Origin of the sequence: Ruminococcus turbiniformis, assembly GCF_020687545.1 — a bacterium.
Taxonomy (GTDB): domain Bacteria; phylum Bacillota; class Clostridia; order Lachnospirales; family Lachnospiraceae; genus Mediterraneibacter; species Mediterraneibacter turbiniformis.
Genome location: NZ_JAJEQX010000015.1, coordinates 60,036 through 71,667 on the forward strand (window position 1 = coordinate 60,036; position 11,632 = coordinate 71,667).

An 11,632-nucleotide genomic window follows, 5' to 3' on the forward strand; every position below is an offset into this window, starting at 1 on the left:
ACTGCAAATAAGATAGCATATGGATGTCGGCGAAAGAATGACTTTATATTCCCTGAATCCGACTTTATTTAAACAGCTATGCAAAGGCTGTTCTTGTCTTGTCAGGCATACCGTGTTATAATTTGTCAAAATATTTGTGATAATATTTGCGAGATAAAGATAATTGAGGAAAAATGATGGGGCATATTGTAAATGCCCGTCTGGATATGGTGGCAGAGTGTGCGGCTGATTATTTTAAAAAATATCATACCCGTCTTGACTTTCCGGATGTTTTAAAACGGTTGTACGATCAGAAAAAGCTGTCTACTGTTCCTTTAAAATTCCGTCCCTCATTCCGGCGATTGGAAAAGGAAGCATTCATGGGGCATGCTTATTCTCAGATCGTTCACGTGGATCTTGTATTGTCCGGGCCCGAACATGACATTATCCAGGAAACCAATATCATTCCCGTGTCCAAAGATGTATTTACCGTGGTGAACCTTCCCTATATCAATCCTTATATGCATTTTCACAATTTTTTTGAAGTTGTATATGTATATTGCGGAAACGGGATATTGAATTTTGCGGGAGAAAACGAGAAGCTTGAAGAAGGTGATCTGAAAATCATCGCACCTCATTCTAAGCACAGCATTTTGGCAGGGGAAAACAGTCTGATTCTCAGTATCAACATTCGGACAACAACATTTGATCAGGTGTCTTCTTCTCTGCTGGATACGAAAACACTTCTTTCGGCCTTTTTTATCAATGCGCTTTATGGAGAGAAGCACGGAAACTACATTTCGTTTAAGATAGAAAACCGGCAGGAATGGGAAGAGATGATTCAGAAGATTTTTGACGAGACAAATATCGAAGATAATTTTGCCAATGAAATTGCCATCCATATGATCCATGTATTTTTCGGAAGGCTGCTCAGAAACTTTGGAAATACAATTCATTTATATGACAGCAAGATGGGCTCTTCGCAATATTAAGCTGCAGCATGCCCGGAATTACCTTTTGAATACGGACTATAAAATCTCTCAGATAGCAGAGTTGGTGGGATACCAGTCAGCAGACTACCTTTCCCGGGCGTTTAAGGAGCTGTATGGCATGTCTCCCAGTGAATATCGAAAACAAATTCAGAAAGAGGAGCAGAAATGAGCTTGAAATCATACATTGCATTTGACGTAGAGACAACCGGGCTGAATCCCCGGGAAAATGAAATCATAGAAATCGGCGCCCTGAAAGTGCGGGACGGGAAAGTCGCGGAGCGGTTCATGGAATTTATCCGCCCCCGTTTCCCGATTTCCGCCGCCATCACCAATCTGACGGGAATCACAAACGAGATGGTCGAAGGAGCGCGTCCCCGCTGCCAGGTTGTCCCGGACTTTCTCGACTTCTGCGGAGATGACGTCCTGATCGGACACAATGTGACATTCGACTACAGTTTTATGAAATGCAGCGCCGCGGCTGACGGACTGCCCTTTGAAAAAATGGGAATCGATACGCTGAAGATCGCGCAGAAGGTTCACAGCAGCCTGAGCTCAAAGAGCCTGGGAAGTCTGTGCGAGCACTACCACATTGAAAACAAATCCGCACACAGAGCCTACCACGACGCGCTCGCCACAGCCAAGCTCTATCAGACACTCGCACACTATTTTGAAGCGGACTACCCGAAACTCTTTCAGCCGGTCCAGCTTACATACAGAATAAAGAAAGAACAGCCCGCCACCCCCAAGCAGATCGCATTTCTCACAAATCTTATCCGCAAAAAGGGCGCGGACATCGCCTGGGACCCGGACACAATCAGCCGGAGCGAGGCGTCCCGGCTGATTGACGGACTGCTGAAAGGATAAAGAAACAGCCAAAAGCCATTCCCGGCGTATTATTATCTGATATATCCAAGGAACATATTCCCGGCCGCCTCTGTCATCACGGACATCTCGCCCTGTCCTACCGTGTATTCTCCGCCGGTGTCCGGATCGATATACGTGATATCTGTCATCGTATATCCTGTCAGGAGCACCGCATGGTCCGAACTGATAAACGCGATCATCGGGCAGCCCCGGTTGATGACGTAAAGCACCTGGTCAAGCGTACATCCGGTCAGGTCTACCTGTACAGCATCGTACTGCTCCATATACCGCTCGCACGCTGCCAGTGATGTCTCGTCTCCTTCTTTCGAGAAGGCAGACGCTTCTGCAGAATAGACAAGATCCCTGTTTCCGCTCTCCCAGACATATGCCTGATCCGAGGAGATCACCACTCCGGATACCTGCGCCGCTCTCTGAACCGCGCTTCCGGCACGGTCATAAATATCGACCAGCTCACCCATTCCATAGACATAGAACTTCCGTCCGCTGTCTGTATCCCCGAGCGTGATCGTGATCGGTTCGCCGGACGCAATCTGTTCCGGCTTCAGTATGGTCGGTTCCGTATTTTCTATTCCGTCTTCAAATACAAGCATCATCTGTGTCTGCATTGTATCCGTGCTGTATGTTTCCAGCGTTACGGCCGTCTCCGCTCTCTCCTGATTGTTCGTCACGTACTCCTGCGCCGCCGCGCTGTAGGATGAGCCGTCACGGACAACTCTCTCAAATGTCAGAAGGTTATTTTCAATAAGAATATCCGTTGTGTAAATATTCTGCTCCGTGAAATTGTAGGACGCTTCCACTTCATTTTTCGAATTCCGTATCTCAATCTCATACATGGGAGTGATCTCCTCCCCAGCAGCCGATGTCCCGGTGTCGTCCGGATTGACTTTTCCGTACACAAAATCTCCGTTTACAAACCCAAGCGGACGCACCGTCATGCCTTCCGGAGCTTCCACAGCATACTGCTCCCCGCTGCTCAGATCCATAACCGTAATCTGCTCCGGCGCATCCTCCGCAGCGGCTGTCAGGTATGCCATGCAGCTTCCGTCGTCCGACACCGCATACTGCTCTTCCGTAAGTCCTTCCGCAAGAACCGTCTGCTCGTCATGTTCCAGATCAATCTGGTAGAGCGTGCCGTCCGCAAGCACATACAGCATGGAACTTCCGTGATTGTAATATACCATCCGGCCAAGCTCAGCTTCCGCTATGGCGAACGACTTTGTACTCGGAATAAACGCCTGCTCCTCCACGAGATTGCTATCCTTGTTAAAGTAATAAATTCCTACGCCTACCTCGCCCTCATGGAAACCGCGGTTCATATACCCATAGACTGCAAATACAATATTTCCGTCCTCGTCCAGATCCAGGACACGCACAGCATGCTGGTCATTTTTGCTGCGCTCATCTCTCCCTTCCTGATCCGCGAAACTGAACACCAGCGTGAGCTCATCCGTGTCCCTGTCATAAAGCCACAGCTCACGCTCTTTGACAAACGCGGTGACAGCGCCATCCCCCTCTGTTTCATACTGGATATCATCCGAAGAAATGCCGAAGAGAATGCCGTCCTCATCGAAATCGCTTCCCGTTCCCTGGAATACTTTCTCCATATTCCGGTTGTAGTCAAGCAGGTAGATCGTCCCTTCTACATACCTCACCCGGAAGAATTCCTTTATATTGTAGAGGTCTGTCTCCCCGTTTTCATCCTGGCAGGACACCTGATATCTTGCCAGAAGGGATGTATAGACCGAATTGCTTTCCTTAATGCTCCACTCAGCCTCATCTACAAGCTCCGGAGCAAGATCCCCCCACAGAATATGCGTGATGTCGGAATGGATGTTGACTGTCTGATACGTCGTGTTATCACTCTCCTCGCCGGGTTCCAGATAGGTGCCGAGATCCGCGGACGTGTCACCGCTTATCGCCTTGGTGTGGAAATCCTGCGCGAACGAAAGGCACTCTGAAGTTGCAATATCATCCGGCCTCTCGATTCTCGTATAATAGCTGACTGTCTCATCCTCCGTTGTGAGAATCACTTTGAGCACAGCTTCCTGTACATCATCAGACAGGATATTTCCGAGGGCGAGTGCAACAGCCGAGCCGTCCCCGGTCATCTCCGCATCACCTTCTTTATACTTCTCCTCCCCGTCAAGAGAGTACACTTCATACCGGATCGAGCTGACCTGGTCCGTCCCCTCCTCTATATTCATAAGAAGCGAGCCGTCCGCTTCCAGCGGAGTGATCGTGTCACGCATCGCCGTAATATCCATGTCCTGCGTGTAGCCAAAAAGCGGGTTCACCTTCACACCTCCCGTTGTAAAGGAAATCCGCGGCAGCGTCGGCGATCCCATGTCCACAATCTCGTCGGCCGTTCCCCTGTTGATCACCAGGCTGCTGACCACGAGCGCAGCAATAAAAATAACAAACAGCACCCCCGCCTTGATGATTCTTCTTTTCATTCTGTTATAGTCTCCCCTTTGTTCGATTTATCCGCTTTATCTGCGAGCAGTCTCCCAAGCGCAGGATCTACACGCAGGAATTCTTTGCATTTATCAATTTCAATAGAGCTTTTTTCGTTTCTTTTATTGCTTTTCACCGCTCGGATGAGAATGTTTTTCGGTGTGTGTTCCATATCTATGAATTCGAGGACCTGCGTTTCATATCCCAGGCTTTCCAGATATTTCGCCCTGAGTCCGTCTGTCACAAGAGCCGCAAACCGTTCTTTCAGAAGCCCGTACTCAAGCACAGGCGCAAGAGTCTCCCACGCGGCAGCCTGCCTTCTGTCTGACTGTGACTCCCTACTGCACGGCTGCGTTTTCCCGCTTTCCGGCTGAAGCTGTGCATTCAGCTCGTGCTGGCAGCACGGAACGGAAAGGATCACTTCCGCGCCCCAGCCCGCCGCCTTCGCAAGCGCGTAATCTGTCGCCGTATCGCAGGCATGGAGAGTGACCACCATGTCGACTTTACCTGCGCCGTCATAGTCTGCGATATCCCCGACGAGAAACTTCAGCTTCTCATACCCGTACTCATCGGCAAGTTTCTGACAGTGCCTGATCACCTCTTCTTTCAGGTCCAGCCCTGTAATCCGTATGTCATACCTCTTCAAATTATGAAGGTAATGATACATGGCAAACGTCAGATAAGATTTTCCGCAGCCAAAATCAATGATCTGAAGCTCGCGCCCCCTGTCAAGCTTCGGCAGAATATCTTCGATAAATTCCAGAAACCGGTTGATCTGCCGGAATTTGTCCGTCTTGGTCCGGACGATTTTTCCCTCCTCTGTCATAACCCCCAGATCCCGAAGGAACGGCACTGGCACGCCTTCTTCAAGAATATAGCGTTTCTTCCTGTCATGAGAACGGTCAGCCGCGCAGACCTCACACTTTCTTTTCCTGCGCTTTACTGTCACTTTTCCCTTTTTGCTGACAAGAACCGTGTACTCTTCCCCCCCTGGTCTCGATCTGCATCTGCCGGAACTCTCCCATATATTCAAGGATCTTCTCACGCGCCCTGTCCGCTTTCAGGTTTTCATGAAACGCCTGTGTCTTTGTAAATGATTCCAGCTGAAAATACAATTCGCCCCTTTTCTCAAGCGGCCTGATTTTCACCTTTATTATCCCCTCTTTTCCGCGCGGATTACTCATAACCGCACGGATAAAATCTATATTCAGGACTGACTCAAGCAGTCCGCTCAAATTCGTCATTTCTTCCATTCTGCATCTCCGTTGTCCCTATGTTGTACAGAAACTTCCTGCTGCACAAGATACCCCTTCTCCCTGAGCATTTCCTCAATCAGATCCAGCGTCTTCTCGCTGTCCGCCTCCACCCGGTGGTAGTGATAACCGGATGTAATATTTTTAAGAGGACTGGACTTTCCGCTGTGTATATCCGATACAAACTCAGCCACTTTTCTCCGCGATGTGATATTGAGGTCAGCCTCCAGCCTTCCGTAAACTTTATGGTTTACTATGACATTACAAACTATACCGCCCAAATCTACTATAGAGTTTAATTCGTCTTCGAGCTGTGTATCTGTATGTCTTACTTTAAAGACGCGGCTTACCGAGGAAGGCTCATTGATAATGTAGCCCCTGTTCGTGGATATAATATCATGTCCTGCCGCGCGAATCAACGCAATATCCTGCACGATCACCTGGCGGCTCACATGAAACGACGCTGCAAGATCTTTCCCCGCCACCGGCGCATCGCTTTCCTTAATCTTCGCCACGATTGCGTCTCTTCTGTCCGAACCAGTCATCGGCTCTCCTCCTTTCCTGATAAAATCAACGGAAGTATCAAAAAAGCAGACACGCAGAATAGTTTTTACCTGTCATGCGCATCCGCCCTGCAGTTCTGCCCTTCTCACTCTACAGCATGAAGGTTTTTCATTGAAATGTCAAGTATGGATGCGGAATGCGTCAGAGCTCCGCTCGAAATATAATCCACTCCCAGCTCTGTCAGCCGTCCGATATTCTCTTTCGTAACGTTTCCCGAGCACTCTGTCTGCGCCCTTCCTGCGATAATACGAACCGCCTCCCGCATCTCATCTGTGGACATATTGTCGAGCATAATAATATCCGCGCCCGCTTCCACCGCCTCGCGGACCATATCCAGATTTTCCACTTCTACCTCAATCTTACGTACAAACGGCGCATACTCTTTCGCCATTCTGACCGCCTGCACGACGCCGCCCGCTGCCCCGATGTGATTGTCCTTTAAAAGGACTCCGTCTGACAGGTTATATCTGTGGTTATATCCGCCGCCCACACGGACCGCGTATTTCTCGAAGATTCTCATATTCGGCGTGGTTTTCCTCGTATCGAGAAGCTTTGTCCTGCTGCCCTTTAACAGCTCCGCGACCGAATGCGTGTACGTGGCGATCCCGCTCATCCGCTGAAGATAGTTGAGCGCCACGCGCTCTCCCGAGAGAAGCACGCGAATATCCCCGGTCACTTTTCCCATGAGCTGTCCTGCCTTCACTTCATCCCCGTCCTGACAGTAAAATACCGCCTCCGTCTTCGCGTCCAGCAGCTCAAACACTCTGCGGAATACATCCAGTCCGGCTACGACTCCGTCCTGTTTGCAGATCAGCTCAACCTCGCCTTTCACCGCCTGCTTCATAACGGCATTTGTGCTCACATCCTCACTCGATATATCTTCCTTTAAAGCCTCCAGTATCAGATGATCTGCCTGAAGTGTCATTGTAATCTTATTCATCTCTTATCACGCTTCCCTTTCTATATTTTCACCGCACAGTCTGTACGATTCCTGATTCTGTGCCCCGTCATTTTCTTCCTGTCCGCTTATACCGCCCTGCATGCTTATGCTGTCCTGCACGCTTACACTGTCCTGCACACTTACGCTGTCCTGCACGCTTACCTGTCCTGCACACTTACGCTGTCCTGCACGCTTACCTGTCCTGCACACTTACGCTGTCCTGCACGCTTACCTGTCCTGCACACTTACGCTGTCCTGCACGCAGCACACTGCTCCTCCGCAATCTTCCCGGCCGCCCGCTTTGCAAACACAAGACTCTCAAGCAGGGAGTTGCTGGCCAGCCGGTTCGCGCCATGGACACCGTTGCAGCTCGTTTCACCCGCCGCATACAGATGCTCCATTGATGTACGGCTGTCACTGTCCACCCAGATTCCCCCCATAAAATAGTGCTGGGCCGGCACAACGGGAATCCACTCCTTTGTCACATCATACCCTTCTTCCAGACAGTGCCTGTAAATATTGGGGAAATGCTTCCGTATCTTCTCTTCCGGTATAGGTTTCATGGACAGCCATACATGATCGGTTCCGTCTTTTTCCATCTGCTTCCGGATCGCCTCCGTCACCACATCCCGGGGCAGAAGCTCGTCCACAAACCTGTTTCCGTCTCTGTCGAGAAGAACAGCGCCCTCGCCCCGCACAGATTCTGAGATAAGGAATCTTCGTCCCGGTTTTGACGAATACAGTGTCGTCGGATGAATCTGCACATAATCCAGATGTTCCAGCCGGACACCGTGTTCTTTCGCAATTCGCAGCGCATCCCCCGTCAGATGCGGAAAGTTGGTAGAGTGCTGATACAGCCCGCCGATTCCGCCCGATGCCAGAATGGTATCCTGCGCTCTGATTCTGCTGATGCTGCCGTCGCTGTTTTTCGCCACAATTCCGCAGCACCGTCCGTTTTCCTCAATGATATCCGTCATAACAGTATACTCCCGGATTGTGACATTTCCAAGCTCTTTTACTCTGGCAAGCAGCCGGCTTGTAATCTCCTTTCCGGTAATGTCCTCATGAAAAAGGATCCTCGGCCTGGAGTGGGCTCCCTCCCTTGTAAACGCATAGTCCTTTAAAAATCCTTCTCCGGCTGCATCCTGTACAGATGTTTTCCCCGCTGCAGACGGCACACCCGGTACAGACCGTTCTCCCGGCGCAGACGGCACACCCGGTACAGGCCGCTCATCCGCCGCCCTCCGTTCAAACTGTACTCCGTACCCGATCAGATCCCGGATTACCTCACGTGAGCTCCGGATCATAATGTCCACCGATTCCTCACGGTTCTCGTAATGGCCCGCACGCATTGTATCCTCAAAATAGCTGTCATAATCGCTCTCATCCCGCAGCACGCAGATTCCGCCCTGGGCCAGAAAAGAGTCGCTGCTCTCTGTATCAGATTTTGTTATCATAAGGATGTTCCGGTCTTCGGGGAGATTGAGCGCCGCAAACAGACCGGCCACTCCCGTCCCGACAATCACCACATCCGCATATTCGTTTCTCATTTCCGTCACCTTCTTCACTGCGCCAGCGCAAGCATTTTTTCCAGAGGCCTTTTTGCCTCCCCGCTCTTCTGATCTTCCACTGTCACTTCATTCTCCCCCGTTTTCAGCACATGGAGAATCTTTTCCGGCGTGATAAATTTCATATCCCGGCACACCGGTACTGTATCAGTAAAATAAAACTTCTTTTCCGGACATTTCTTTTCAAGTTCAAAGAGAACGCCCTGTTCCGTACAGATGATAAATTCTTCCGCGCTTCTTTTCTGCGCCTGCGTGATAATCCCCGACGTACTCCCCGTGTAATCGGCAAGCTCAAGCACAGCCTTCGGGCACTCGGGATGGGCAAGCACTTCGGCTTTGGGATGCTCTTTCTTCGCCTTCCTCACTTCATCCGCGCTGATCTGCTCATGCACCGGGCAGAATCCTTCATTAAAAATAAAATGCTTTTCGGGAACCATCTCTGCCACATGGCGCGCCAGATTTTTATCCGGAATAAAGTAAATATTCCGGTTCGGAAGCGCCTTTACGATCTGCACAGCGTTTGCCGATGTGACACATACATCCGAAAGCCGCTTCAGCTCTGCCGTCGAGTTGATATAGCACACCACGGCAAGGTCTGCGTACTCTCCGCGAACTTTCCGGATCGTCTCGGCATCCGCCATATGAGCCATCGCGCAGTCCGCCCGCATATCCGGCATGAGAACCGTCTTTTCCGGATTCAGTATCTTCGCGCTCTCTCCCATAAAGGACACTCCGCAGAAGACGATCGTCTTCTCCTTTAATCCGACTGCAACCCGGCTCAGATAAAACGAATCCCCTGTATAATCTGCCAGTTCCTGCACTTCCGGACTCACATAGTAGTGAGCGAGGATTACCGCATCTTTCTCTTTTTTCAACCGCTCAATCTCTTCTCTGACTGTCATATGTATACCTCTTTTTCCGTGCAGCCCGCACCGGTACAGCGAATATTCCCGGACCGCACTTATGAAGCCAATTATATCACCTGACAGCACATGTGACAAGACAGATGAATTTACAAAAAATTTACAGTACACTCCTTTTTTTCAGTCAGATTGCAAGAGGGTTCGAGCAAAAAGGACAGGTGCAAATAGAATTTCCTTCCTTCTTTGCATCTGCCCTTCCTGCGTCCATGCTTATTCTCCCGCTCTTTTGACCGGTCTTCTTTCGTTTGTACTTCCTTCACTGTTTTTAACTGCTCTGATTTTACCGCTCTTTGTTTACTGTTCTCTCTTACTATATACAGCTCTCGTCCGCTCTCCGTCGTCCACCAGCTCCACATCCGGGAAACTCTGGATGTACTGCTTGAACTGAGAAAAACCATAATCCCTCACCTTGAAGTCTCCGAATTTCATGCGGATCCGGTTTCCGAGAGAACTCAGCGCGATCCCGTACCGTCCGCCGCTCTGAATCTGCTGCAGAATATACTCTTCCAACATCTCCTTCCTGCTCTTGTCTTCATACAGAGTGACCGTCACCTTCGTCCCTTCCTGCGTAAGCTTCAGTTTCGGCAGCGTCTCCAGGAACTTGGACAGAAGACTGTACCCATACCGGCGGACGTCAAAGTCCGGATACAGTTTGACAAGACGGCTCCCCACCTCGCCAAGACCGGTTTCTCTGTCGTCATTCTGATTCTCCGTAATGATCTTGACTACAGATTCCTCTATCTGATCCTTCGACACAGCGGTCGCTTTCTTCTGTTCCCTTCCGTGGCTGTGATGGGCCGCTGACTTCTCCTCCCGGACATCCTTGTCCGTATTGTCCTCCAGCAGAAGCTCCAGCTCCGTAAAGATATCGCACGCCTTGCGGAACGGAAGCGGCGTCTTGTCCTCTCCCATACCTATCACCGTTTTCCCGCTCTCTCTTAAACGGCTGGCAAGCCTTGTAAAATCACTGTCACTTGACACAAGGCAGAACCCTTCCAGCTCACTTGTATAGAGCATATCCATAGCATCGATAATCATAGCCGAATCCGTCGCATTCTTTCCGTGGGTATAACTGAACTGCTGAATCGGCGTAATCGAATTCTGAAGGAGTTCCTCCTTCCAGCTTGCATTGTTTGGGCGCGTCCAGTCTCCGTAAATCCTCTTGTACGTCACGTTGCCGTACTTTGACAGCTCATCCAGTATCGGATTGATATATTTTGCGGAGACGTTGTCCGCATCGATCAGAAGCGCGAATCTGTCTTCCATGTCATGTATTCCTCCCCCTGCAGATTCTTCCAGTAAAATGTACCGTTCTCATAAATCATATAGCTGTGCGCCGATCCCTCCTTCGGAATCGAGACGGATCCCGGATTTAAGTAACGGTATTTTCTGCCGTCCGGACCTGTGATTTCATCACATGCCGGAATATGCGTATGCCCTGTCAGGAGGATATCGCCCTGTTTCATCGGAGGGAGATGCTTCTGATGCCAGACATGTCCATGTGTGGCAAGAACCGTGCATATGTCACTTTCAGATGACTCCTGCGGAAGCGCCAGAAAGCAGTAGTCCGAAAGAATCGGAAACTCCAGAACCATCTGGTCAACCTCCGTATCACAGTTTCCCCGCACGCAGAGCAGCTCGTCACGCAGCGGATTAAGCATCGCAATCACTTCCTTCGGCGCATACCCTTCAGGAAGATCGTTCCTCGGTCCGTGATACAGAATATCTCCGAGAACAAGAAGCCTCTCCGCCCCCTCCTTTCTGTACGCATTTATCATCTGCTCACAGTACAGAGCAGACCCGTGAATGTCTGACGCAATCATAAATTTCATAGTAAATTTGCCTCCTGTTAATGTAACATCCTGCCGGCTGCTTTCTTTATCTTACCATACCGTTTTTCTCTTGTAAATTTATATTATTTGAGCCATAATAAGGAGCGGCCGCATCTGTGATATGCTCACTGATATGGCTGCTCCTTGTTGAAAATGAACTGATTTTCCCGATTATTTCAACAAATTACAGGATAACCGAATCTTTTCTCTCTGAATATATTCCGAGACAGGCATCCCTGTCT

Annotated in this window: 13 protein-coding genes; 3 read left to right on the forward strand and 10 right to left on the reverse strand. The window is 49.9% G+C overall.

The annotated features are described in order from the left end of the window. Nucleotides 1–173: 173 nt before the first annotated feature. From LKD70_RS09630 to LKD70_RS09640, 3 genes are read left to right on the forward strand one after another with little or no spacing between them, the layout of a single operon-like run. Nucleotides 174–971: an AraC family ligand binding domain-containing protein gene (locus LKD70_RS09630; RefSeq protein WP_227707820.1), complete on the forward strand. Its 798-nt coding sequence runs from the start codon at nt 174–176 to the stop codon at nt 969–971. Continuing rightward, nucleotides 940–1,140 carry a helix-turn-helix transcriptional regulator gene (locus tag LKD70_RS18775; RefSeq protein WP_227707821.1) on the forward strand — a complete coding sequence of 67 codons (201 nt, stop codon included), beginning with the start codon at nt 940–942 and terminating at the stop codon, nt 1,138–1,140. The genes LKD70_RS09630 and LKD70_RS18775 overlap by 32 nt, the downstream gene beginning before the upstream one ends. Continuing rightward, entirely contained in the window at nt 1,137–1,835 is a 699-nt protein-coding gene (locus tag LKD70_RS09640) for a 3'-5' exonuclease (protein WP_227707822.1), read from the forward strand. The genes LKD70_RS18775 and LKD70_RS09640 overlap by 4 nt, the downstream gene beginning before the upstream one ends. Before the next feature lie 32 nt (nt 1,836–1,867). On the opposite strand, the gene LKD70_RS09645 is transcribed toward LKD70_RS09640, so the two are convergent. The 10 genes from LKD70_RS09645 to yfcE all read right to left on the reverse strand — a co-directional run bounded on the left by LKD70_RS09645 (nt 1,868) and on the right by yfcE (nt 11,390). Next, a complete protein-coding gene (locus LKD70_RS09645; RefSeq protein ID WP_227707823.1) occupies nt 1,868–4,309 on the reverse strand; it encodes a C39 family peptidase in 2,442 nt (813 codons plus the stop codon). Further along, nucleotides 4,306–5,259, reverse strand: a complete 954-nt coding sequence (locus LKD70_RS09650) for a class I SAM-dependent methyltransferase (protein ID WP_407690943.1) — start codon at nt 5,257–5,259, stop codon at nt 4,306–4,308. The genes LKD70_RS09645 and LKD70_RS09650 overlap by 4 nt, the downstream gene beginning before the upstream one ends. Next, nucleotides 5,228–5,563, reverse strand: a complete 336-nt coding sequence (locus LKD70_RS18780) for a hypothetical protein (protein WP_407690944.1) — start codon at nt 5,561–5,563, stop codon at nt 5,228–5,230. The genes LKD70_RS09650 and LKD70_RS18780 overlap by 32 nt, the downstream gene beginning before the upstream one ends. After that, entirely contained in the window at nt 5,551–6,108 is a 558-nt protein-coding gene (locus tag LKD70_RS09655; RefSeq protein WP_227707824.1) for a transcription repressor NadR, read from the reverse strand. Before LKD70_RS09655 ends, LKD70_RS18780 begins: the two co-directional genes overlap by 13 nt. Nucleotides 6,109–6,212: 104 nt before the next feature. Beyond that, nucleotides 6,213–7,067 carry a carboxylating nicotinate-nucleotide diphosphorylase gene (gene nadC / locus LKD70_RS09660; RefSeq protein ID WP_227707825.1) on the reverse strand — a complete coding sequence of 285 codons (855 nt, stop codon included), beginning with the start codon at nt 7,065–7,067 and terminating at the stop codon, nt 6,213–6,215. Between the two features lie 6 nt (nt 7,068–7,073). Next, nucleotides 7,074–7,277 carry a hypothetical protein gene (locus LKD70_RS09665; protein WP_227707826.1) on the reverse strand — a complete coding sequence of 68 codons (204 nt, stop codon included), beginning with the start codon at nt 7,275–7,277 and terminating at the stop codon, nt 7,074–7,076. 35 nt (nt 7,278–7,312) lie between these two features. After that, the gene (locus LKD70_RS09670; RefSeq protein WP_227707827.1) at nt 7,313–8,617 is read right to left on the reverse strand and encodes an L-aspartate oxidase; all 1,305 of its coding nucleotides are present in this window, start codon (nt 8,615–8,617) and stop codon (nt 7,313–7,315) included. Nucleotides 8,618–8,631: 14 nt separating this feature from the next. After that, entirely contained in the window at nt 8,632–9,537 is a 906-nt protein-coding gene (gene nadA, locus LKD70_RS09675) for a quinolinate synthase NadA (RefSeq protein WP_227707828.1), read from the reverse strand. A gap of 315 nt (nt 9,538–9,852) precedes the next feature. Further along, complete coding sequence (locus LKD70_RS09680; RefSeq protein WP_227707829.1) at nt 9,853–10,824, reverse strand: NYN domain-containing protein; 972 nt, start codon at nt 10,822–10,824, stop codon at nt 9,853–9,855. After that, nucleotides 10,800–11,390: a phosphodiesterase gene (gene yfcE / locus LKD70_RS09685; protein ID WP_227707830.1), complete on the reverse strand. Its 591-nt coding sequence runs from the start codon at nt 11,388–11,390 to the stop codon at nt 10,800–10,802. Before yfcE ends, LKD70_RS09680 begins: the two co-directional genes overlap by 25 nt. Nucleotides 11,391–11,632 lie beyond the last annotated feature (242 nt).

Bases quoted from the DNA above. Each gene is read 5' to 3' on its own strand.
- yfcE (WP_227707830.1), bottom strand. From the start codon at position 11,390: ATGAAATTTATGATTGCGTCAGACATTCACGGGTCTGCTCTGTACTGT.
- LKD70_RS09670 (WP_227707827.1), bottom strand. From the start codon at position 8,617: ATGAGAAACGAATATGCGGATGTGGTGATTGTCGGGACGGGAGTGGCC.
- LKD70_RS09655 (WP_227707824.1), bottom strand. From the start codon at position 6,108: ATGACTGGTTCGGACAGAAGAGACGCAATCGTGGCGAAGATTAAGGAA.
- LKD70_RS18775 (WP_227707821.1), top strand. From the start codon at position 940: ATGACAGCAAGATGGGCTCTTCGCAATATTAAGCTGCAGCATGCCCGG.
- nadC (WP_227707825.1), bottom strand. From the start codon at position 7,067: ATGAATAAGATTACAATGACACTTCAGGCAGATCATCTGATACTGGAG.
- LKD70_RS09630 (WP_227707820.1), top strand. From the start codon at position 174: ATGATGGGGCATATTGTAAATGCCCGTCTGGATATGGTGGCAGAGTGT.
- LKD70_RS18780 (WP_407690944.1), bottom strand. From the start codon at position 5,563: ATGGAAGAAATGACGAATTTGAGCGGACTGCTTGAGTCAGTCCTGAAT.
- LKD70_RS09680 (WP_227707829.1), bottom strand. From the start codon at position 10,824: ATGGAAGACAGATTCGCGCTTCTGATCGATGCGGACAACGTCTCCGCA.
- LKD70_RS09645 (WP_227707823.1), bottom strand. From the start codon at position 4,309: ATGAAAAGAAGAATCATCAAGGCGGGGGTGCTGTTTGTTATTTTTATT.
- LKD70_RS09640 (WP_227707822.1), top strand. From the start codon at position 1,137: ATGAGCTTGAAATCATACATTGCATTTGACGTAGAGACAACCGGGCTG.
- nadA (WP_227707828.1), bottom strand. From the start codon at position 9,537: ATGACAGTCAGAGAAGAGATTGAGCGGTTGAAAAAAGAGAAAGATGCG.